This window comes from Streptomyces curacoi, from assembly GCF_001513975.1.
GTDB classification, from domain to species: domain Bacteria; phylum Actinomycetota; class Actinomycetes; order Streptomycetales; family Streptomycetaceae; genus Streptomyces; species Streptomyces curacoi.
This window is the reverse complement of the sequence record NZ_KQ947988.1, coordinates 566330-587929: the sequence shown is the minus strand read 5'-3', so window position 1 is coordinate 587929 and position 21600 is coordinate 566330. Positions and strand designations below refer to the sequence as shown.

Sequence of the window (21600 nt, the reverse complement as noted above, 5' to 3'; positions counted from 1 at the left end):
CCCGGACCGCATCCGGACAAGCCTAGCCACCCCTCGTCCCCCGGGAGGCGATCAATCGGGTGGCGAAGCACCCCTCCGGATCGGGTATTGTTTACGTCGTTGCCAGGGAGCACCGCCGAAAAGCGGTTCGAACGGCAGCAACCCCGGCGGTGTGCCCGAGCGGCCAAAGGGAGCAGACTGTAAATCTGCCGGCTCAGCCTTCCTAGGTTCGAATCCTAGCGCCGCCACACTGGGGAAGACCCCCTCCGATCTGCGGAAACGCAGATCGGAGGGGGTCTCTTCGTTGTGGCTCGATCCTGATCAGTGTGCGTTCCCCAGATGTCCCGGGGAGGCGCAGATCCCGTCCCCTTCGCGCAGGCCAGCCTCGATCTGGAGGTTCGCGCGCTCCTGAGTTGGCGGCCAGCTTCTTCGCGCGGACGCGTGGCAGCACAGCCCAACGAGTGGCGTCCCCCGGGCGTGACCGGGGGACGCTAAAACTCCGCCCATCCGCTGCGGCGACAGGGCCGGTGGGGGCAGCCGCTTCTCCACGCTGGCGGTGGAGGCTGGGCCGAGGCGTCCTGACGCACGCGGCAACCCCCGTGTTGGGCTTCACGAAGGAGGACGTCGCTCACGATCTCAGACCAGCTCGGGCTGCGGTTCCGGCTGCCGTACTGGCGCGAGCCTGGGCTCCCAGAGTCTGGTTGTCCGGACGTAGCAGTGGATCACCGAGACCAATGCCAGAATGAGAAGCGGTCCGAACAGCCACGGATGTTCGGCCATCTCCACCGGTAGATAGCGATAAGACACCAAGAGCGCGGCAAAGACAGTCGTGCCGTAGGCGACCAACTGGATTCCCGACCGATCCCAGCCGCGTTCGAGCGAGCGGAGAGCCGCCTCGATCGTGAGCGCGAAAACCACGCCGGCAATGAGATCCACGCCGTAGTGGTAGCCGAATCCCAGCGTTGCGCCGAGGGTGGTGATCAACCAGAACGCGCCGGCGAATCGCAGAATCAGTGGGCCCTTGCGGGAATGAATGAATATCGCGGTAGCCCACGCTGTGTGCAGGCTGGGCATGCAGTTGCGGGGGGTGATCTCGTCGTAAAGCATGGGGTGCGGGTTATTGCTCGGTGGCGGGATGTCCGGCCACAGGTTGGCCATCGCCCAGTGCCCGCCGCCGGTACCGAAGGCGCCGGTGCCGTAGGCGAAGATCGGGCCGACCACCGGGAAGATCATGTAGATGCCCGGCCCGAGGAGGCCGATCACCAAGAAGGTGCGGACGAGATGGTGGCCCGGGAATCGCCGCTCGACGGCCACGTGGCGCAGCTGGTACAGCGCGAAGACGACCGCGGCCACCGCGAGCTGGACGTAGACCCAGTCGAGAACATGGGGGCCGACCGGACCGGTGGCCCTGACTATCCGGCCCACCACCCACGACGGGTTGCCCAGCGCGTGATCGGCGGTTGCCAGGTACTGGTCGAGCACCATCGGGCGGGTCTTCGACGTGATGAGGAGCCACGTATCGCCGGTCTTGCGGCCGGCCACCAGCAGCAGACCCAGCCCGACGCCCTTCAGCAGCAGGACCCGTTCCTGGCCCGTGCGGCGCGTGACCGCGATGAACGCACAGCCCAGAATCACCCACAAGGCACCGTTGCCGAAAGGGTGGCCCTCGGTCGTCTTCGCGTCGATCACCCACCGCACGAGCAAGAAGACGACGTCGATGCCGATCGCGGCGGCAATTGCTATGAACCGTTGCCGCCAGGTGAGCACCACCATCATCAACGCCATACTGGCGTACAACAGAAAGCCAGATTTAGGCGGGAATATAATCTCTTGCGCCTGGCTGGTGATGGGTCCTGGCAGGCCGTAGCGGCGAGCGGCGATCTCCAGCGCGATCAGGAATCCGAGGGTCACCACACCAGCCGCGGCCCACAATATCGCGCGCGGTTGACGCCATGTGGCGCTCTTAATTATGCAGTTTATTCGCGAAAGCACCCGCGATGCTCGAGGTATCAATTATCTGGCCGATTTGTTATTCTTTGGGTGGATGATCCGCCCTTTGTGCCGGATGGCACGGTTTTGCGGTGAAGGGCGGATGATGACAGTGATCGTTCATGAGTTCGAGCATGTTATCGGAGTAATGCGGGAGGATTTCATCGGTTAAGGGCTGACGCGAAGGTCGGTCGATGGCGGCGAGGACCCGGCGTCCGGGAATGGCCATGAGTGCTCTGCGCCCGGCGGGCGCCGCGGGGGCCGCAGTGTGAGAGGACTCACGCCGGACACCGGACGGGAGACCGGACACCGGACACCGGGCAGGACACCGGACACCGGGCAGGACACCGGACGGCGGACTACGGCCGTCCCGCGGCCGGCGCATCAAACCGTGCGCCTCGCCCGCCTCGGCGGCAGGCTGGCCCCATGGCAAGCGCGCAGCCGATCGTGATCTACCCGCCCGCAGAGGACGGCGGCAGGCGGGTCCGAGTCGACGATCGGTTCCTGGGCATCGCGTACGGGCTGCTGGACATCGTCGAGTTTCTGCGCCTCGCGGGACTGGAGGACGTCGACGACCTGTGGGTGCGGCAGTCCGGGCTGATCGAGTGGCGGGGCAGCGGCCCGGACGAGTGGGAGCAGTGAGCGGCGCGGGACGAGGCGTCCCGGCGTCAGTCAGCTACTGCTCGGGGTTCTCGCGTCCTGGCGTCCCGCCGGGGGCACACTGACGCCATGGCCACGCGTCGCAGAAACTGCCCCGAGTGCCGGCGTGAGATCGCAGTCGTCGCCGGTCGATTCGCACGGCATGACCCACCCGGCGCGCGCGGGAACGGCGAACTCGTCTCGTGTCCGGGATCGAGGCGGCAGGCCCAACTGGGGGCAGCCCAGCCCGCATTGGACGGTTATGTCGTGCCCGAGTTCCCCGGACAGCTGCCGCTGTTCTGACGGCGGCCCCTGCTCCGACAGCCCACCGAGCCTCCCGCGCGGCGGGAACCCCATGCGGGCCCATGTTCAGTTCCCCGCGACCGACTTCACCGCCACGGACACCGGGGTCGAGCCGCTGACCAGTTCGAGCGTCAGGCCGGCCGTCGCCGGGGTGTCGACCAGTTCGGCCAGTACGGCGGCCACATCGTCGCGTGGGACGGGGCCGCGGCCGGTGTGGGCTTCCAGGCGTACCAGGCCGTTCCCGGCGTCGTTCGTCAGCATGCCGGGGCGCAGGATCGTCCAGTCCAGGGCGTCCAGGCCGCGGACGTGTTCGTCGGCCTCGCCCTTGGCGCGCAGGTAGACGTCGAAGACCTCGTTGCCCTCGTGCTCCGGGTTCGCGCCCATCGAGGACACGATCAGGAAGCGCCGTACGCCCGCTCGCACCGCCGCGTCCGCGAACAGGACCGCCGCCCCCTTGTCCACCGTGTCCTTGCGGGCCGACCCGCTGCCCGGGCCCGCGCCGGCCGCGAAGACCGCCGCGTCGGCGCCCCGCAGACAGGCCGCGGCCTCCTCGACCGAGGCCGACTCCAGGTCCAGTACGACGGGTTCGGCGCCGGCCTCTCGCAGGTCGTCGCCCTGTTCGGCCTTGCGGATGATCCCCGCGACCTCGTAGCCGCGCGCGGCGAGCAGCTTCTCCAGCCGCAGCGCGATCTGACCATGACCACCAGCAATGACAATGCGCATGTTTCCGACCGTACGCCCGGACGGCCGCATCTGCCGCACGACTTCAGTCACGTCCCTGAGGGCGCAAACCCCACACGCACGCGCCGAGCGCACAAGCCGTCAGCGCCGGCCCCCCTCGCACACGCCGGCCTCCGGCGTACGCACTCCGGCGCCAAGCTCACGCCCAGCCCCCAAGCCCACGCCCACCCTCAGGCCCACGCCCACCCCCAAGCCCACGCTCACCCCCCGGGGCTCACGCCACCCCCTCAGGACAACTCCCCCCGCCCCTGCCGAGGCAGCCCCAACTCCGCCGCCACGGCCGAGTTGCAGTACTCCCGCACCGCGCTGGTCCGCGCCACCACGCGCCCCCGGTGCACCACGATGCGGCTGTACGCCAGCGACAGCGCCCCCGCCAGCCGGTCCCCGCGCACCGCCAGCAGCTCGGCCGGGAAGCCCGCCTCCACCCGCACCTCGGGCAGACCCAGCACCGCACGCGCCGACGCGCTCACGGCGTCGTACGCGTCCTCGGGGCGCAACCCGTGGCGCGAGGACAGCAGATAGGCGGCCTCCAGCGGGTCCCCGCGCCCCACCGGGTTCGACACGTCCCGCAGGGCGCCGCTCCCGGCGGCGACGCGCACGCCGGCGGCGCGCAGCAGTCGTACGGGCGCCGTGCCCCGGCGTTCCACACTCCCGCAGCCGCCCTGCGGCAGGCACACCACCGTCACCCCGGCCGCCGCGAGCTGGTCCGCGGTACGGGAGGCCACCTGGGCGGGCAGGCGCCCCAAACCGCCGCACGGGCCGAGGGTCACCCCGGGGCGCAGTCCGCCGGCCATCGCGGCCAGGCGGGCCAGGCGCGCCGGGTCGGTGGCGTCGGTGTGCAGGTCGACGGGGCACCCGTGCTCGGAGGCGACCTCCAGGACGGCCTCCACGTAACCCGTCGGATCCGGGTCCAGGTCCGGGCAGCCGCCGACCACCGACGCGCCCATCTTCACCGCGTCCCGCAGCATCGCCAGCCCGTCGGCCCCGGCCACACCGGTCAGCAGTCGCGGCATCGCCACCGTGGTCAACTCGGTGAGCCCGCGCAGCGAACGCCGTGCCTGCAGTACGGCGGTCAGGGCGCCCAGCCCCTGCACGTCGCCCACGCGCACGTGGGCCCGTAGCGCGGTCGCCCCGTGCCCGAGCTGGAGCAGGGCGGCCTCCGTGGCCCGGCGCTGGACGTCCTGGGTGTCGTACGAGACGGGCCCGCCCGCTTCGGCGGAGAGCGCGGTGTCGCCGTGGGCGTGCGGTTCGGCCGGGGCCGGCAGGAGCAGATAGCCGCCGAGGTCCACGCGCGCCCCGCACGCGCGCGTGCCCTCCGCCGCCAGGCTCCCGGCCGTACCGACCGCCTCGATGCGTCCGCCGCCCAGCCGTACGTCCACGGTCCGGCCGTCGGTCAGCCGCGCCCCGCACAGCAGCAGGGCGGCCGGGTCAGCCGGTCCGGACGAGCCCGACGAGGACGACGAGTGGGGCGGCTGGGGCTGGCTGTCGGGCATCGCGCTCCAGAGACTCAGGGCTGCGGGGACTGCGCTTGGGGGAGTGCGCCGGGCACGCAAGATCACGCAGAGTGAGTCGAGCCTAGGCTGGCGACCCGGCCCTGGCGCGCAGGAGCGGAATAGTCGTACCGGTGTGGTCCGCCGAACGGCAGCCTTGCCCGCGGTAACCGCAGTGGCCTGCGAGGCGGCTGAGCGGTCATCCGATCGGCCCCCGGCGGGTGCCGCGAAACGGATTTGGGTGAACGGCGGCCTAGCGTGTAATGTCTTCATCGCTCGCCCCAATAGCTCAGTCGGCAGAGCGTCTCCATGGTAAGGAGAAGGTCAACGGTTCGATTCCGTTTTGGGGCTCTGATGTGAGAGGTTCCCGTCGCAAGACGGGGCCCGATCGCATCGCAGCGGTGTAGCTCAGTCGGTAGAGCAAGCGGCTCATAATCGCTGTGTCACCGGTTCAAGTCCGGTCACCGCTACTGACAGTAGCCGATTGCGGGGTCGGTCCTTCGATCGGCTACTCTTTCTTGCGTTGAATTAGTCCACCCGTTCGTCTTAGGAGCACTCACGTGGCTGCCACCGACGTCCGCCCGAAGATCACGCTGGCCTGCGTGGAGTGCAAGGAGCGGAACTACATCACCAAGAAGAACCGGCGTAACAACCCGGATCGTCTTGAGATGAAGAAGCACTGCCCGCGTTGCAACGCGCACACCGCGCACCGCGAAACGCGATAAATCAGGCTCGTACACGAGGCCGCCCCCACTAACCGGGGGGCGGCCTCGCGTCGTTTCGGTCCCGGTTACCGCCCGGTTCCCAACCGGCCGCGGCAGACCGGGCCACCGCCGCAAGGCAGACCGGGTGACCGGCCGGCAGGTCACCCGGAGCAGACACCAGGCAGACATCAGGAGGTGCCGAGCCATGGCGCTCGACCAGTCCTTCGTGGGGCGGAGCTACCCGCCCACCGACCCCTATGAGGTGGGCCGGGAGAAGATCCGTGAGTTCGCGGATGCGGTGGGGGACACCAGCCCGGCGTACACGGACCCGGAGGCCGCCAAGGCGCTCGGCCACTCCGATGTGATCGCCCCGCCCACCTTCGTCTTCGCGATCACCTTCAAGGCCGCGGGACAGGTCGTCCAGGACCCCCAGCTGGGCCTGGACTACAGCCGGGTGGTGCACGGCGACCAGAAGTTCGCCTACACCCGCCCGGTGCGCGCCGGCGACCGGCTGACCGTCACCTCGACCATCGAGGCGATCAAGACCATGGCGGGCAACGAGATCCTGGACATCCGCGGCGAGGTCCACGACGAGGCGGGCGAACACGTGGTGACCGCCTGGACGAAGCTGGTGGCCCGCCCGGTGGACTCCGAAGAAGGGGAGGCGTGAGACCGATGACGGCGAAGATTGCGTACGGCGACGTCGAGGTCGGCACCGAACTGCCCGCCCAGACCTTCCCCGTGACCCGCGCCACGCTCGTCCAGTACGCGGGCGCCTCCGGCGACTTCAACCCGATCCACTGGAACGAGAAGTTCGCCAAGGAGGTCGGGCTGCCCGATGTCATCGCCCACGGCATGTTCACCATGGCCGAGGCGATCCGTGTGGTCACCGACTGGACCGGCGACCCGGGAGCGGTCGTCGAGTACGGCGTCCGCTTCACCAAGCCCGTCGTCGTACCGAACGACGACAAGGGCGCCACGATCGAGGTCAGCGGCAAGGTCGCGGCCAAGCTGGACGACAACAAGGTCCGCGTGGACCTGACCGTGACCAGCGACGAGCGCAAGGTGCTCGGGATGTCGCGGGCGGTCGTGCAGCTGGCGTAACGGCACGCGCGTGCCATGAGGTAAGGGGCGCTCGCCATGGCGGGCGCCCCTTACGCAGAGAGGCGCGTAGCCCCACCCACCCCGTCTCGTACTCTTGAGCCCGTGCAGCAACTCCACGACGCCCCCCTCGCCCCCCTCACCACCTTCCGCCTGGGTGGCCCCGCCACCCGCCTGGTCACCGCGACCACCGACGCCGAGGTGATCGACGTCGTGCGCGAGGCCGACGCCAGTGGGACCCCGCTGCTGCTCATCGGTGGTGGATCGAACCTGGTCATCGGCGACAAGGGCTTCGAGGGCACCGCACTGGTCATCGCCACCAAGGGCTTCGAACTGCACGGCACCACGCTCGAACTGGCCGCCGGCGAGGTGTGGACCGACGCGGTCAGCCGCACCGTCGAGGCCGGGCTCGCCGGAATCGAGTGCCTGGCCGGTATCCCCGGCTCCGCAGGCGCCACGCCGATCCAGAACGTCGGCGCCTACGGCCAGGAGGTCTCCTCCACGATCACCGAGGTCGTCGCGTACGACCGACAGGCAGGCCGGACCGTCGTCATCCCCAACGCCGACTGCGCCTTCTCCTACCGCCACAGCCGCTTCAAGGCCGACCCCGAGCGCCACGTCGTCCTGCGCGTCCGCTTCCAGCTGGAGGACGCCGACGGCCTCTCCGCCCCCCTCAAGTACGCCGAGACCGCCCGCGCCCTCGGCGTCGAACCCGGCGACCGCGTACCGCTGGCCGCCGCTCGCGAGACCGTGCTGAAGCTGCGCACCGGCAAGGGCATGGTCCTGGACCCGGAGGACCACGACACCTGGTCGGCCGGATCGTTCTTCACCAACCCGATCCTCACCGACGAGCAGTTCGCGGCCTTCCGCGCGCGCGTGACGGAACGCCTCGGGGACGGTGTGGAGCCGCCCGCGTACCCGGCGGGGGACGGGCACACCAAGACCTCCGCGGCCTGGCTGATCGACAAGGCGGGCTTCACCAAGGGATACGGCACCGGCCCCGCCCGCATCTCCACCAAGCACACCCTCGCCCTCACCAACCGCGGCGACGCGACCACGGAGGACCTGCTCACCCTGGCCCGCGAGGTCGTGGCGGGCGTCCGCGAGGCCTTCGGCATCACGCTGGTCAACGAGCCGGTCACGGTGGGTGTCAGCCTGTAGCGCCCGCCCCGGCCGAGCGAATCTCCGTTGCCTGCGGCCCGGTGTCATCGTCACGCTGGGGGCATGACCCACCCCGCCCCGAGAATCCCCGCATGCGCCTGAGACTGCGCGAGTTCCGGCCCAGGACCGGCCCGTACGAGCACCGGGTCGTCCAGCCCTGGCAGCCCCTGCGCCACACCTCCCTGCGCGCCCCCGACCCCATCGGTCTGCTGCTGGGTGACCATGACGGGCTGAACCGGCTCGCGGGGCTGTTCTCCTTCGCGGCCTACTCCCGGCACACCATCGTCCACGTGCCACTGCGCGACGGAATCCCGGTCGACGAGGGCTGGGGCGAGCCGGTCGACCTCGTACTGGCCCACGACACGGCCGGCCTGCGCCCCAGCGCATGGCCCGGACTGCGCCGGAAACTGCGCCAAGGCACACCGCTCACCGTCCGCACCGACGAGGCGCGCACCGCCCGGGACGCCGCGTCCTGTCGCGCGCGGTGGGCACGGGCGGACTTCCGGGACGAGCTGCGGCACAGCACCTACGCCCGCACGTTCTTCCTGTTCGGCAGCCGGGACATCTTCGCCGAGACCGCCACGGGATTCGCCCACGCGGCAGGCTGGGGGCCGCACCAGAAGGGCGTCGACAAGGGGCACTCGGCGCTCATGACGTCGCTCCCCTCACTGATCCAGCCGCCCGGCGGCGGACACCCCGTCGAGGTGCTGATCTGCTTCAAGCCCTATCCGCCCTACGCCCACTTCAAGCGGCCGGGCCGCTGAGCCAGTCGTCGACGCCCGCCAGCAGCTTCGCCTGCACGTCCGCCGGCGCCGCCGAGCCACGCACCGACTGCCGGGCCAGTTCCGCCAGCTCGGCGTCGGAGAAGCCGTGGTGGTGGCGGGCGATCTCGTACTGGGCCGCGAGCCGGGAGCCGAACAACAGCGGGTCGTCGGCGCCGAGCGCCATGGCCACCCCCGCGTCGAACAGCGTGCGCAACGGGACGTCCTCCGGCTTCTCGTACACGCCCAGCGCCACGTTCGACGCCGGGCACACCTCGCAGGTCACGCCCCGGTCGGCGAGCCGCTTCAGCAGCCGCGGGTCCTCCGCCGCCCGCACCCCGTGACCGATCCGGTGCGCGTGCAGGTCGTCCAGGCAGTCACGCACGGAGGACGGCCCGGTCAGCTCACCGCCGTGCGGGGCCGACAGCAGGCCGCCCTCGCGGGCGATGTGGAAGGCACGGTCGAAGTCCCGCGCCATGCCCCGCCGCTCGTCGTTCGACAACCCGAAGCCGACCACACCCCGGTCCACGTACCGCACCGCGAGACGCGCCAGAGTACGGGCTTCCAGGGGGTGCTTCATCCGGTTCGCGGCGACCAGGACGCGCATCCCGAGCCCCGTGTCCCGCGACGCCGTCTCCACCGCGTCCAGGATGATCTCCAGCGCCGGGATCAGACCGCCCAGCCGGGGCGCGTACGACGTCGGGTCGACCTGGATCTCCAGCCAGCCGGAGCCGTCCTTGACGTCCTCCTCCGCGGCCTCCCTGACCAGCCGCTGGATGTCCTCCGGCTGCCTGAGGCACGAGCGCGCCGCGTCGTACAGGCGCTGGAAGCGGAACCAGCCCCGCTCGTCCGTCGCCCGCAGCTTCGGCGACTCCCCGCTGGTCAGCGCGTCGGTCAGCGCCTCGGGCAGACGCACCCCGTACTTGTCGGCCAGTTCCAGCAGGGTCCCCGGCCGCATCGAGCCGGTGAAGTGCAGGTGCAGATGGGCTTTCGGCAGCTCAGAGACATCACGTACACGCTCCATCCCAGGATCCTGCCGTACGCCCGCGCCGTCCCGGTAGCGCTTTCCCCGAACGTGGTCTTGCTCGCACAAAGCGCCGGGGGGTCACCTCACGAAAGTTCGTGAGGTGACCCCCCGGTCCGGGGAAGCGGACGTCAGTCCCGCGCCTCCGCCAGCAGCTTCTGGATCCGGCTCACGCCCTCGACGAGGTCCTCGTCACCGAGCGCGTACGACAGCCGCAGATAGCCCGGCGTGCCGAAGGCCTCGCCCGGGACGACCGCGACCTCGGCCTCCTCCAGGATGAGCGCGGCCAGCTCGACCGAGTCCTGCGGGCGCTTGCCGCGGATCTCCTTGCCGATGAGGGCCTTCACCGAGGGGTAGGCGTAGAAGGCGCCCTCGGGCTCCGGGCAGACCACGCCGTCGATCTCGTTGAGCATCCGCACGATCGTCTTGCGGCGGCGGTCGAAGGCCTCGCGCATCTTCGCGACCGCGTCCAGGTCGCCCGAGACGGCGGCGAGCGCGGCCACCTGGGCGACGTTCGAGACGTTCGACGTGGCGTGCGACTGGAGGTTGGTCGCGGCCTTCACCACGTCCTTCGGGCCGATGATCCAGCCGACCCGCCAGCCCGTCATGGCGTACGTCTTGGCGACACCGTTGACCACGATGCACTTGTCGCGCAGCTCCGGCAGGACCGCGGGCAGCGACACGGACACCGCATCGCCGTAGACCAGGTGCTCGTAGATCTCGTCCGTCATCACCCACAGACCGTGCTCGACGGCCCAGCGGCCGATCGCCTCGGTCTCGGCCTCGCTGTAGACCGCGCCCGTCGGGTTGGACGGCGACACGAACAGGACGACCTTCGTCTTCTCCGTACGGGCCGCCTCCAGCTGCTCCACGGAGACGCGGTAGCCGGTCGTCTCGTCGGCGACCACCTCGACCGGGACACCGCCCGCGAGCCGGATCGACTCCGGGTACGTCGTCCAGTACGGGGCCGGGACGATGACCTCGTCACCCGGGTCGAGGATCGCGGCGAAGGCCTCGTAGATGGCCTGCTTGCCGCCGTTGGTGACCAGGATCTGCGAGACGTCGGGCTCGTAGCCGGAGTCGCGCAGCGTCTTCGCGGCGATCGCGGCCTTCAGCTCGGGCAGACCGCCGGCCGGGGTGTACCGGTGGTACTTGGGGTTCTTGCAGGCCTCGATGGCGGCCTCGACGATGTAGTCCGGGGTCGGGAAGTCGGGCTCGCCGGCGCCGAAGCCGATCACCGGCCGCCCGGCGGCCTTGAGGGCCTTGGCCTTGGCGTCCACGGCGAGGGTGGCGGACTCGGAGATCGCGCCGACTCGGGCGGAGACCCGGCGCTCGGTGGGTGGGGTTGCAGCGCTCATGGGGCCATCGTTTCAGACAGGAAACGCGCCCGGCACGCGGGTTTCACAGACTGAACATCAGCTGAACAGCCGTCCGGATCGGGCCCGCGGCCAGGGCGATCTTGCGCTGTCACATGGCTGATCCTCCGGCGATCTTCCGCGTACCAAGCCCCCATCGGCCACTTTCTGTTCGACGAGGCGCTTCGGACCACGTACACTCTCACCTCGTTGGCCTTCAGCAGCCCGCAGCCGCACGGTGCACACCGAGCACCCGTCCGGATGCGGTACGTTGGGGGACACACCAAAGGGTCGTAGCTCAATTGGTAGAGCACCGGTCTCCAAAACCGGCGGTTGGGGGTTCAAGTCCCTCCGGCCCTGCTACACACACCTTCGCCAGGATGTGTGCGCATGTACGTACAGCAATGCACCGCCGTGCGGCTCAGACCGGGCGCGGCACGGCCACGACCCGGAATCAGGTGAGGACGAGTGACGGACGCCGTGGGCTCCATCGACATGCCTGATGCCCAGGACGAGGCGCCGGAGTCCAAGAAGAAGACCCGAAAGGGTGGCAAGCGCGCCAAGAAGGGCCCGCTGAAGCGCCTCGCGCTCTTCTACCGCCAGATCGTCGCGGAACTCCGCAAGGTCGTCTGGCCGACGCGCAACCAGCTGACGACGTACACCACCGTGGTGATCATCTTCGTCGTCATCATGATCGGCCTGGTGACCGTGATTGACTATGGGCTCGACAACGCCGCCAAGTACGTCTTCGGCTGAGCCAAGAGCGAAGGGCGCCGCGGTTACCGGCGCCCCTTTTCGCATGTTCCACCCCTATGTATCCAGGAAGAAGCAGCCACCGTGTCTGACCAGAACCTGAACGACGCCGTCGAGCCGGACGAGTCCGTGGAAGACGAGCTCGACATCGTCGAGGGCGCGGACGAGGACCTGGACGAGGTCGAGGCTGCCGACGCCGAGGCCGGCGAGCCCGCCGAGGAAGCCGCGCTGCACGAAGAGGTCGACGAGGAAGAGGCCGCCGAGGAGGAGGCCGAGCCCGTCGACCCCGTCGCCGCGCTGCGCGAGGAGCTTCGCACCCTGCCCGGCGAGTGGTACGTCATCCACACCTACGCCGGTTACGAGAACCGCGTGAAGACCAACCTGGAGCAGCGCGCCGTCTCGCTGAACGTCGAGGACTACATCTTCCAGGCCGAGGTGCCGCAGGAAGAGGTCGTCCAGATCAAGAACGGCGACCGCAAGACGATCAAGCAGAACAAGCTGCCGGGTTACGTCCTGGTCCGCATGGACCTGACCAACGAGTCCTGGGGCGTCGTCCGCAACACCCCGGGCGTCACCGGCTTCGTGGGCAACGCCTACGACCCGTACCCGCTGACCCTGGACGAGATCGTCAAGATGCTCGCCCCGGAGGCCGAGGAGAAGGCCGCCCGCGAGGCCGCCGAGGCCGAGGGCAAGCCGGCTCCGGCCCGCAAGGTCGAGGTCCAGGTGCTGGACTTCGAGGTCGGCGACTCGGTCACCGTCACCGACGGCCCGTTCGCCACGCTGCAGGCCACGATCAACGAGATCAACGCCGACTCGAAGAAGGTCAAGGGCCTGGTGGAGATCTTCGGCCGCGAGACGCCGGTCGAGCTCTCCTTCGACCAGATCCAGAAGAACTAGTTCTTTCTGGATCCACCGCTTCCGCGCAGGTCAGGCGAACGCTCCAGCGGCCGCCTGACCTGCTCGGTTTTTGGCCGCGCATCTATACCCGTTATCGTTGTGCGGTATGCCTTCATCCGGGACGCGACCCGGGCGGGGGCACGCCTCAATCGAAAGGACCCGGAGAGTAATGCCTCCCAAGAAGAAGAAGGTCACGGGGCTCATCAAGCTCCAGATCCAGGCCGGTGCCGCCAACCCGGCCCCGCCGGTCGGCCCCGCGCTGGGTCAGCACGGCGTGAACATCATGGAGTTCTGCAAGGCCTACAACGCCGCGACCGAGTCGCAGCGCGGTTGGGTCATCCCGGTGGAGATCACGGTCTACGAGGACCGTTCCTTCACCTTCATCACCAAGACGCCGCCGGCCGCCAAGATGATCCTCAAGGCCGCGGGCATCGAGAAGGGCTCCGGCGAGCCGCACAAGACCAAGGTCGCCAAGATCACCGAGGCGCAGGTCCGCGAGATCGCCCAGACCAAGCTGCCCGACCTCAACGCCAACGACCTGGACGCCGCCGCGAAGATCATCGCCGGTACCGCGCGCTCCATGGGCGTCACGGTCGAGGGCTGACCTCAACCCCCGTACAACAAGCAGACACGTGGGAGGGCCTGCTCGGCCCGGACCACGACTCCTAAGAACCCACAGGAGCAGTAGTGAGCAAGCGCAGCAAGACTCTCCGCGCTGCGGACGCCAAGATCGACCGGGAGAAGCTCTACGCCCCGCTCGAGGCCGTCCGTCTCGCCAAGGAGACGTCCACGACCAAGTTCGACGGCACCGTCGAGGTCGCCTTCCGTCTGGGTGTCGACCCGCGTAAGGCCGACCAGATGGTCCGTGGCACCGTGAACCTTCCGCACGGCACCGGTAAGACCGCCCGGGTCCTGGTCTTCGCGACCGGCGACCGTGCCGAGGCCGCGCGTGCCGCGGGCGCCGACATCGTCGGTGCCGACGAGCTGATCGACGAGGTCTCGAAGGGCCGCCTGGACTTCGACGCCGTCGTCGCCACCCCGGACCTCATGGGCAAGGTCGGCCGCCTCGGCCGCGTCCTCGGCCCGCGTGGTCTGATGCCGAACCCGAAGACCGGCACCGTCACCCCCGACGTCGCCAAGGCCGTCACCGACATCAAGGGCGGCAAGATCGAGTTCCGCGTCGACAAGCACTCGAACCTGCACTTCATCATCGGCAAGGTGTCGTTCGACGACAGCAAGCTGGTGGAGAACTACGGCGCTGCGCTGGAGGAGATCCTCCGTCTGAAGCCGTCCGCCGCCAAGGGTCGCTACATCAAGAAGGCCGCCATCACCACCACGATGGGCCCCGGCATTCCGGTCGACCCGAACCGCACCCGCAACCTCCTCGTCGAGGAGGACCCGGCCGCGGTCTGAGCCACCGGCTCACCAGGCTCGAAGACGGGCCCCACACCCCTCACCGGGTGCGGGGCCCGTTCCCGTTGTTCGTCCCGTTTGTCAGTGCCCTGGGTTAACGTGCATTCACGGAATTCACACCGGGGGGACGAATGACGAGCACGAGGGCGCGCCGGTCGGCGTTCTGGATCGCGCTGCTGACCGCGCTGACGGCCCTGGCCGCCTGCACCCCTGCCGACCGCACCACCGAGGGCGACCGCACCAGGCCCGCCCCGGCCGTGACGGCGGCCCTGCGCACCGTCGAGCGCTCCACCGACCGGGCCGAGTCCGCCCGAGTCAGCTCCACGACCGCCATGGGCTCGACGCTGTCCATGAAGGCCGACGGCACCCTGGCCTGGCGCGACGGCCTCACGGCCAGGCTGACGATCACCTACACCGGCGGCACGACGGCCGAGACGATGCGCCGGCTGGGCACCACGTCGATGGAGGCCCGCTATCTCCCCGACGCCTACTACGCCCGCATGGGCGACGCGTTCGCAAAGAAGACCGACGGCAAGCACTGGCTCAAGTACGCCTACGACGACCTGAAGCAGCTCGCCGGCAGCACCGGAGCGGATCTCGCGAACCAGATGCGCGGCACCGCACCGCACGCGTCGGTGAAGCTGCTGCTGTCCTCCACGGATGTACGGAAGGTCGGCGAGGAGTCGGTGAAAGGCGAGCGCACCACCCACTACTCCGGCACGGTGCGCCGGGAGGGTGCCGGCCCCCAGACCGTCGACATATGGGTCGACGACCGGAACCTGCTGGCCAAGAAGGTCGAGAAGGGCCAGACGGCCACAGGACAGCTGACCCAGACCGCGTACTACAGCGACTACGGCGTGAAGAGCGCGGTCGAGAAGCCACCGGCGAGCGACACCGCGGACTTCAAGGACCTGCTGAAGGGCTCCGAGCGCCCCTGAGGGGCCCGGAAACCGGACCCTCGTTGAGGCCTCCCTGGGTTACGCTCCCGACCTTGCTGTGCGCCGACCACGCACCAGCCATGTGTTCCTTGGGGGGAATCGATGAGGCTTTCCGTACGTGCGGCCGTGCCTGCCGCCGCGCTCCTTCTCGCGGGCTGCGGGGCAGGAGGCGGTGCGGAGCAGTCCGCGGACCCGCCGGCCGCCGAGGCCGTCGCGCGGGCCGCGCAGAAGAGCGCGGAGGTCACGTCCCTGCGCTACCGGGTGACCGGCCGGATGCCGGAGCGCGGGCGGATCGCCGACGAGGCGTCCGTCCGGACCGAGCCGACGGCGGCCCGTCTCAAGACGGTCAACCTGAGCGGTGAGCACCGGGGCGAGACCGAGCTGCGCCTGGTCGGCGGGGTCCTCTACGGAAGCGTGACCGACGACATGATCGAGGAGCTCGGCGGCAGGCACTGGATCAGCTACGGCCCGGCCGCCGAGTTCACCACGCACGGCGGCCTGCGCATGGACGTCGGCGGTCTGCGCGACCAGGTCAGCCGGAACCCGGCTCGGGAAGCCGCCTTCCTGGCCTCCGCCGAGGACGTGCGGCAAACGGGTGCCGAGAAGGTCGACGGCACCGACACGACGCACTACGCCGGTACGGCCACGGTCGACGAGCTGCGGGCCTCCCTGAAGGAGGCCGGGGACAAGGCGACCCGGGCAGGACGCGACAGCAGCCTCGACCAGTACGAGAAGCTGGGCGTGGACGAGCTCACCCTGGACGTGTGGGTCGACCGCGACGACCGCGTCAAGCGGCTCCGCACCCAGGGCTTCGGCCGCCATGGCGAGCTCGACCTCACCTTCACCTTCCTCGGCTACGGCGAGCCGGTGACCGTCCGGGCCCCGCGCGCCGGGGACACCGCGGACCTGCGGAAGCCGCTGAAGAAGAACAAGAGCTGAGGCCCGTACGGGTCGATTTGCTTGACGGCGATTGCGTCCCGTACTCTCCTACAGAAGCCAAAGACCGCTGGTCGTTGCCGTGCGCTCGCAAGAGGGTGCGGTGGCCGAAGGATCCGCTGAACTGCGGACGACCCGCGCAGGTGACAGTGGAAGAGCTCCCGGAGCATGTGCGTCCCCGCGCGTGCGACCGGTCGAGTCCGCCCCGTGCGCCTGCGCCGGGGCGTTTCGTTTTCCCCAGTCCTCCTTCGGGTCCGCGCGGTCAGAATCACCCGGAAGGAGGCCGAGGCTCTATGGCGAGGCCCGACAAGGCTGCCGCAGTGGCCGAGTTGACGGAGCAGTTCCGCAACTCCAACGCTGCCGTGCTGACCGAGTACCGCGGTCTCACCGTGGCGCAGCTCAAGACGCTGCGTCGTTCGCTCGGTGAGAACGCCCAGTACGCCGTGGTGAAGAACACGCTGACCAAGATTGCGGCCAACGAGGCCGGGATCACGACGCTGGACGACCTCTTCAACGGTCCGACGGCTGTCGCCTTCGTCACCGGTGACCCGGTGGAGTCGGCGAAGGGTCTCCGTGACTTCGCCAAGGACAACCCGAATCTCGTCATCAAGGGCGGTGTCCTTGAGGGCAAGGCCCTCTCCGCCGACGAGATCAAGAAGCTTGCGGACCTCGAGTCCCGCGAGGTTCTGCTCAGCAAGCTGGCCGGTGCCTTCAAGGCGAAGCAGTCCCAGGCTGCCTCCGTCTTCCAGGCGCTGCCGTCGAAGCTCGTCCGCACCGTGGACGCGCTCCGTGCCAAGCAGGCCGAGCAGGGCGGTGCCGAGTAATTCGGCTCGCACACTGGCCCCCGCAGCCTGACCGCGGAGGCCACAGCGGGCCGACGTACGCCCGCCACACCCAGTACATCCGGCACCTGCCGATTTAGTGGAAGGACCGCCATCATGGCGAAGCTCAGCCAGGAAGACCTGCTCGCGCAGTTCGAGGAGATGACCCTCATCGAGCTCTCCGAGTTCGTGAAGGCCTTCGAGGAGAAGTTCGACGTCACCGCCGCCGCTGCCGCGCCGGTCGTCGTCGCCGGTGGTGCCGCTGGTGGCGCCGCCGCCGAGGCCGCCGAGGAGAAGGACGAGTTCGACGTCATCCTCGCCGGTGCCGGCGACAAGAAGATCCAGGTCATCAAGGTCGTGCGTGAGCTGACCTCCCTGGGCCTGAAGGAGGCCAAGGACCTGGTCGACGGTGCGCCGAAGCCGGTTCTGGAGAAGGTCAACAAGGAGGCCGCGGACAAGGCCAAGGAGGCCCTCGAGGGCGCCGGCGCGTCCGTCGAGGTCAAGTAAGACCTTTTGGTCGAGTACGACCTTCGCGCTTGCTGAAAGCAGCCTCGTAGGGCTGTAACGCAGTCGCACCGAAGAGCGATCATCCATTCGGGTGGTCGCTCTTCGGCGTTCCTGGGGGCGCGGCCACGGTTGCCTTGCGCCCGGTTCGGTGGGGGGTATGGTGATCTTCGTCGTGTCCCTGGGCGGCCCCGGGTCGGGCCGGGGGGCCTTGACGAACCGCACGCAGCGCGCAATTCTCAGGACGCGTCGTCACAAGGATCCGAATCCGAGGCATGGATCGGCGACGAAGAGGGCAGTATCAACGTGCATTGAGGGCAAGCATGCCGAGGGCGTTGAGAACAACGAGGGTCGCGAAAAACCCGCACTGGACATCAGTGTGCCAAGTGGCTACACTGACCCTTTGCGCTGCCTGTTAGCTGTCCCCTGCCCGTCACCAGGGGCATGCCCTCGCTTGAGCACCGATGACCGGACCGCCCTGAGCTGGCCATTCTTTGGTCGGACAAGGAAACACCTGTCTCTGTGCCCCGGTGAGGGGCCGGTACGCGCGTAGTGAGTCCGAGCCCTCGGAAGGACCCCCTCTTGGCCGCCTCGCGCACTGCCTCGACCGCGAATACGAACAACGGCGCCAGCACCGCCCCGCTGCGCATCTCCTTTGCAAAGATCAAGGAGCCCCTCGAGGTTCCGAACCTTCTTGCGCTGCAAACCGAGAGCTTCGACTGGCTGCTCGGCAACGACGCGTGGAAGGCTCGTGTCGAGGCGGCTCTGGAGTCCGGTCAGGACGTCCCCACCAAGTCCGGCCTCGAGGAGATCTTCGAGGAGATCTCCCCGATCGAGGACTTCTCCGGGTCGATGTCGCTGACGTTCCGCGACCACCGCTTCGAGCCGCCGAAGAACAGCATCGACGAGTGCAAGGAGCGCGACTTCACGTACGCGGCTCCGCTCTTCGTCACGGCCGAGTTCACGAACAACGAGACCGGCGAGATCAAGTCCCAGACGGTCTTCATGGGCGACTTCCCGCTCATGACGAACAAGGGCACCTTCGTCATCAACGGCACCGAGCGTGTCGTGGTGTCGCAGCTGGTCCGTTCGCCGGGTGTCTACTTCGACTCCACCATCGACAAGACGTCCGACAAGGACATCTTCTCGGCCAAGATCATCCCGTCCCGGGGTGCCTGGCTGGAGATGGAGATCGACAAGCGCGACATGGTCGGTGTCCGCATCGACCGCAAGCGCAAGCAGTCCGTGACCGTTCTGCTCAAGGCGCTCGGCTGGACGACCGAGCAGATCCTTGAGGAGTTCGGCGAGTACGAGTCGATGCGCGCCACCCTGGAGAAGGACCACACCCAGGGCCAGGACGACGCGCTGCTCGACATCTACCGCAAGCTGCGTCCGGGCGAGCCCCCCACGCGTGAGGCCGCGCAGACGCTCCTTGAGAACCTTTACTTCAACCCGAAGCGCTACGACCTCGCCAAGGTCGGCCGCTACAAGGTCAACAAGAAGCTGGGTGCGGACGCTCCGCTCGACGCGGGCATCCTGACCGTCGAGGACATCATCTCGACGATCAAGTACCTGGTGAAGCTGCACGCGGGCGAGACCGAGACGGTCGGCGACAGCGGTCAGTCGATCGTCGTCGAGACCGACGACATCGACCACTTCGGCAACCGTCGTCTGCGCAGCGTCGGCGAGCTCATCCAGAACCAGGTCCGTACGGGTCTGGCGCGTATGGAGCGTGTCGTCCGTGAGCGGATGACGACCCAGGACGTCGAGGCGATCACGCCGCAGACCCTGATCAACATCCGGCCGGTCGTCGCCTCCATCAAGGAGTTCTTCGGCACCAGCCAGCTGTCGCAGTTCATGGACCAGAACAACCCGCTGTCGGGTCTCACCCACAAGCGCCGTCTGTCGGCTCTTGGCCCGGGTGGTCTCTCCCGTGAGCGGGCCGGCTTCGAGGTCCGTGACGTGCACCCGTCCCACTACGGCCGTATGTGCCCCATTGAGACGCCCGAAGGCCCGAACATCGGTCTGATCGGTTCGCTCGCCTCGTACGGCCGGGTCAACGCGTTCGGTTTCGTCGAGACGCCGTACCGCAAGGTCATCGACGGCCAGGTCACCGACGAGGTGGACTACCTGACCGCCGACGAAGAGGACCGCTTCGTCATCGCGCAGGCCAACGCCACGCTCAACGACGACCTGCGCTTCGCCGAGGCCCGTGTGCTCGTCCGCCGCCGTGGCGGCGAGGTCGACTACGTCGGCCCCGAGGACGTGGACTACATGGACGTCTCGCCGCGCCAGATGGTGTCGGTCGCGACCGCCATGATCCCGTTCCTTGAGCACGACGACGCCAACCGTGCCCTCATGGGCGCGAACATGATGCGCCAGGCCGTTCCGCTCATCAAGGCGGAAGCCCCGCTCGTCGGCACCGGCATGGAGTACCGCTCCGCCGTCGATGCCGGCGACGTCGTCAAGGCCGAGAAGGCCGGTGTGGTCCAGGAGGTCTCCGCGGACTACATCACCACCGCCAACGACGACGGCACGTACATCACGTACCGCCTGGCCAAGTTCGCCCGCTCCAACCAGGGCACCTCGGTCAACCAGAAGGTCATCGTCCAGGAGGGCGACCGGATCGTCGAGGGCCAGGTCCTCGCCGACGGTCCGGCCACCCAGAACGGCGAGATGGCGCTGGGCAAGAACCTGCTCGTGGCGTTCATGCCGTGGGAGGGTCACAACTACGAGGACGCGATCATCCTGTCGCAGCGCCTCGTGCAGGACGACGTCCTCTCCTCGATCCACATCGAGGAGCACGAGGTCGACGCCCGTGACACCAAGCTCGGCCCCGAGGAGATCACCCGGGACATCCCGAACGTCTCCGAGGAGGTCCTCGCCGACCTCGACGAGCGCGGCATCATCCGCATCGGTGCCGAGGTCATCGCCGGCGACATCCTCGTCGGCAAGGTGACCCCGAAGGGTGAGACCGAGCTGACGCCGGAGGAGCGCCTGCTGCGCGCGATCTTCGGTGAGAAGGCCCGTGAGGTCCGTGACACCTCGCTGAAGGTGCCGCACGGCGAGACCGGCAAGGTCATCGGCGTGCGCGTCTTCGACCGCGAGGAGGGCGACGAGCTTCCCCCCGGTGTGAACCAGCTTGTGCGCGTGTACGTGGCGCAGAAGCGCAAGATCACCGACGGTGACAAGCTCGCCGGCCGGCACGGCAACAAGGGTGTCATCTCCAAGATCCTGCCGATCGAGGACATGCCGTTCCTGGAGGACGGCACCCCGGTCGACATCATCCTCAACCCGCTGGGTGTGCCGTCCCGAATGAACCCGGGACAGGTCCTGGAGATCCACCTCGGCTGGCTCGCCAGCCAGGGCTGGGACGTCTCCGGCCTGGCTGGCGAGTGGGCCCAGCGCCTCCAGGCGATCGGCGCCGACCGGGTCGAGCCCCGTACCAACGTGGCCACCCCGGTCTTCGACGGCGCCCGCGAGGACGAGCTCGCCGGTCTGCTGGAGCACACCATTCCGAACCGCGACGGTGACCGCATGGTCCTCCCGTCCGGCAAGGCGCGGCTGTTCGACGGCCGTTCGGGTGAGCCGTTCCCGGACCCGATCTCGGTCGGCTACATGTACATCCTGAAGCTGCACCACCTGGTCGACGACAAGCTGCACGCCCGCTCGACCGGCCCGTACAGCATGATCACCCAGCAGCCGCTGGGTGGTAAGGCCCAGTTCGGTGGCCAGCGGTTCGGTGAGATGGAGGTGTGGGCCCTTGAGGCCTACGGCGCCGCGTACGCCCTCCAGGAGCTGCTGACCATCAAGTCCGACGACGTCACCGGCCGCGTGAAGGTCTACGAGGCCATCGTCAAGGGCGAGAACATCCCCGAGCCCGGCATCCCCGAGTCCTTCAAGGTGCTCATCAAGGAGATGCAGTCGCTCTGCCTGAACGTGGAGGTGCTGTCCAGCGACGGTATGTCCATCGAGATGCGTGACACCGACGAGGACGTCTTCCGCGCTGCGGAGGAGCTCGGCATCGACCTGTCCCGGCGCGAGCCGAGCAGCGTCGAAGAGGTCTGACGGGAGTCCGGCGGGGCCCTCAC

General features: G+C 68.7%; 21 protein-coding genes and 4 tRNA genes. 20 read left to right on the top strand and 5 right to left on the bottom strand.

The window, feature by feature from the left end:
• Nucleotides 1–145 precede the first annotated feature (145 nt).
• Nucleotides 146–227: transfer RNA gene (locus AQI70_RS19380), tRNA-Tyr, on the top strand.
• Nucleotides 228–615: 388 nt separating this feature from the next.
• Here the strand turns inward: AQI70_RS19380 and AQI70_RS19375 are convergent.
• Nucleotides 616–1950 carry a phosphatase PAP2 family protein gene (locus AQI70_RS19375; RefSeq protein ID WP_208607404.1) on the bottom strand — a complete coding sequence of 445 codons (1335 nt, stop codon included), beginning with the start codon at nucleotides 1948–1950 and terminating at the stop codon, nucleotides 616–618.
• Between the two features lie 444 nt (nucleotides 1951–2394).
• Here AQI70_RS19375 and AQI70_RS19370 point away from each other — a divergent pair, with 444 nt between their 5' ends.
• Nucleotides 2395–2610, top strand: coding sequence for a hypothetical protein (locus tag AQI70_RS19370; RefSeq protein ID WP_062151443.1), 216 nt, complete (start codon nucleotides 2395–2397; stop codon nucleotides 2608–2610).
• A gap of 87 nt (nucleotides 2611–2697) precedes the next feature.
• Nucleotides 2698–2910 (top strand): hypothetical protein, encoded by a 213-nt coding sequence (locus AQI70_RS40225; RefSeq protein WP_079051366.1) that lies wholly within the window; start codon nucleotides 2698–2700, stop codon nucleotides 2908–2910.
• Between the two features lie 66 nt (nucleotides 2911–2976).
• Here AQI70_RS40225 and AQI70_RS19365 read toward each other — a convergent pair whose 3' ends face one another.
• On the bottom strand, nucleotides 2977–3633 hold the full coding sequence (locus tag AQI70_RS19365) for an SDR family oxidoreductase (RefSeq protein ID WP_062152002.1): 657 nt from the start codon (nucleotides 3631–3633) through the stop codon (nucleotides 2977–2979).
• Between the two features lie 245 nt (nucleotides 3634–3878).
• Nucleotides 3879–5144 (bottom strand): amidohydrolase family protein, encoded by a 1266-nt coding sequence (locus AQI70_RS19360; RefSeq protein WP_062151440.1) that lies wholly within the window; start codon nucleotides 5142–5144, stop codon nucleotides 3879–3881.
• A gap of 275 nt (nucleotides 5145–5419) precedes the next feature.
• On the opposite strand from AQI70_RS19360, the gene AQI70_RS19355 reads away from it, so the two are divergent.
• From AQI70_RS19355 to AQI70_RS19325, 7 genes are all read left to right on the top strand, one after another.
• Nucleotides 5420–5492: transfer RNA gene (locus AQI70_RS19355), tRNA-Thr, on the top strand.
• A 46-nt stretch (nucleotides 5493–5538) separates the two neighbouring features.
• Nucleotides 5539–5611 (top strand) — tRNA-Met (locus AQI70_RS19350).
• A 90-nt stretch (nucleotides 5612–5701) separates the two neighbouring features.
• Nucleotides 5702–5866: a 50S ribosomal protein L33 gene (gene rpmG / locus AQI70_RS19345; protein WP_003948671.1), complete on the top strand. Its 165-nt coding sequence runs from the start codon at nucleotides 5702–5704 to the stop codon at nucleotides 5864–5866.
• A gap of 184 nt (nucleotides 5867–6050) precedes the next feature.
• Nucleotides 6051–6515 (top strand): MaoC family dehydratase N-terminal domain-containing protein, encoded by a 465-nt coding sequence (locus AQI70_RS19340; RefSeq protein WP_062151437.1) that lies wholly within the window; start codon nucleotides 6051–6053, stop codon nucleotides 6513–6515.
• A gap of 5 nt (nucleotides 6516–6520) precedes the next feature.
• Nucleotides 6521–6949, top strand: a complete 429-nt coding sequence (locus AQI70_RS19335; protein WP_062151434.1) for a MaoC family dehydratase — start codon at nucleotides 6521–6523, stop codon at nucleotides 6947–6949.
• A 102-nt stretch (nucleotides 6950–7051) separates the two neighbouring features.
• A complete protein-coding gene (locus AQI70_RS19330) occupies nucleotides 7052–8107 on the top strand; it encodes a UDP-N-acetylmuramate dehydrogenase (RefSeq protein ID WP_062151431.1) in 1056 nt (351 codons plus the stop codon).
• A gap of 92 nt (nucleotides 8108–8199) precedes the next feature.
• The gene (locus AQI70_RS19325; RefSeq protein ID WP_062151417.1) at nucleotides 8200–8871 is read left to right on the top strand and encodes a hypothetical protein; all 672 of its coding nucleotides are present in this window, start codon (nucleotides 8200–8202) and stop codon (nucleotides 8869–8871) included.
• Here AQI70_RS19325 and AQI70_RS19320 read toward each other — a convergent pair.
• Both AQI70_RS19320 and AQI70_RS19315 read right to left on the bottom strand, forming a co-directional pair.
• On the bottom strand, nucleotides 8852–9892 hold the full coding sequence (locus tag AQI70_RS19320; RefSeq protein ID WP_062151416.1) for an adenosine deaminase: 1041 nt from the start codon (nucleotides 9890–9892) through the stop codon (nucleotides 8852–8854). The genes AQI70_RS19325 and AQI70_RS19320 overlap by 20 nt on opposite strands.
• A 131-nt stretch (nucleotides 9893–10023) precedes the next feature.
• Complete coding sequence (locus AQI70_RS19315; protein ID WP_031477886.1) at nucleotides 10024–11250, bottom strand: pyridoxal phosphate-dependent aminotransferase; 1227 nt, start codon at nucleotides 11248–11250, stop codon at nucleotides 10024–10026.
• A gap of 284 nt (nucleotides 11251–11534) precedes the next feature.
• Between AQI70_RS19315 and AQI70_RS19310 the strand changes: the two genes are divergently transcribed.
• The 10 genes from AQI70_RS19310 to rpoB all read left to right on the top strand — a co-directional run bounded on the left by AQI70_RS19310 (nucleotide 11535) and on the right by rpoB (nucleotide 21577).
• A tRNA-Trp gene (locus AQI70_RS19310) sits at nucleotides 11535–11607 on the top strand.
• A 108-nt stretch (nucleotides 11608–11715) separates the two neighbouring features.
• Nucleotides 11716–12003, top strand: a complete 288-nt coding sequence (gene secE, locus AQI70_RS19305; protein ID WP_003998859.1) for a preprotein translocase subunit SecE — start codon at nucleotides 11716–11718, stop codon at nucleotides 12001–12003.
• Between the two features lie 81 nt (nucleotides 12004–12084).
• Nucleotides 12085–12897 carry a transcription termination/antitermination protein NusG gene (gene nusG, locus AQI70_RS19300; RefSeq protein WP_003998858.1) on the top strand — a complete coding sequence of 271 codons (813 nt, stop codon included), beginning with the start codon at nucleotides 12085–12087 and terminating at the stop codon, nucleotides 12895–12897.
• Between the two features lie 169 nt (nucleotides 12898–13066).
• Nucleotides 13067–13501 (top strand): 50S ribosomal protein L11, encoded by a 435-nt coding sequence (gene rplK / locus AQI70_RS19295; protein ID WP_003998857.1) that lies wholly within the window; start codon nucleotides 13067–13069, stop codon nucleotides 13499–13501.
• Between the two features lie 83 nt (nucleotides 13502–13584).
• Nucleotides 13585–14310 (top strand): 50S ribosomal protein L1, encoded by a 726-nt coding sequence (rplA, locus tag AQI70_RS19290; RefSeq protein ID WP_062151413.1) that lies wholly within the window; start codon nucleotides 13585–13587, stop codon nucleotides 14308–14310.
• Nucleotides 14311–14441: 131 nt separating this feature from the next.
• On the top strand, nucleotides 14442–15248 hold the full coding sequence (locus AQI70_RS19285; RefSeq protein ID WP_062151410.1) for an SCO4651 family lipoprotein: 807 nt from the start codon (nucleotides 14442–14444) through the stop codon (nucleotides 15246–15248).
• A gap of 102 nt (nucleotides 15249–15350) precedes the next feature.
• The gene (locus AQI70_RS19280; protein WP_062151407.1) at nucleotides 15351–16187 is read left to right on the top strand and encodes an SCO4651 family lipoprotein; all 837 of its coding nucleotides are present in this window, start codon (nucleotides 15351–15353) and stop codon (nucleotides 16185–16187) included.
• A gap of 290 nt (nucleotides 16188–16477) precedes the next feature.
• On the top strand, nucleotides 16478–17008 hold the full coding sequence (gene rplJ, locus AQI70_RS19275) for a 50S ribosomal protein L10 (protein WP_030046352.1): 531 nt from the start codon (nucleotides 16478–16480) through the stop codon (nucleotides 17006–17008).
• 114 nt (nucleotides 17009–17122) lie between these two features.
• The gene (gene rplL, locus AQI70_RS19270; RefSeq protein ID WP_062151405.1) at nucleotides 17123–17512 is read left to right on the top strand and encodes a 50S ribosomal protein L7/L12; all 390 of its coding nucleotides are present in this window, start codon (nucleotides 17123–17125) and stop codon (nucleotides 17510–17512) included.
• Between the two features lie 579 nt (nucleotides 17513–18091).
• Nucleotides 18092–21577 carry a DNA-directed RNA polymerase subunit beta gene (gene rpoB / locus AQI70_RS19265; RefSeq protein WP_062151402.1) on the top strand — a complete coding sequence of 1162 codons (3486 nt, stop codon included), beginning with the start codon at nucleotides 18092–18094 and terminating at the stop codon, nucleotides 21575–21577.
• The last annotated feature ends 23 nt before the right edge of the window (nucleotides 21578–21600 follow it).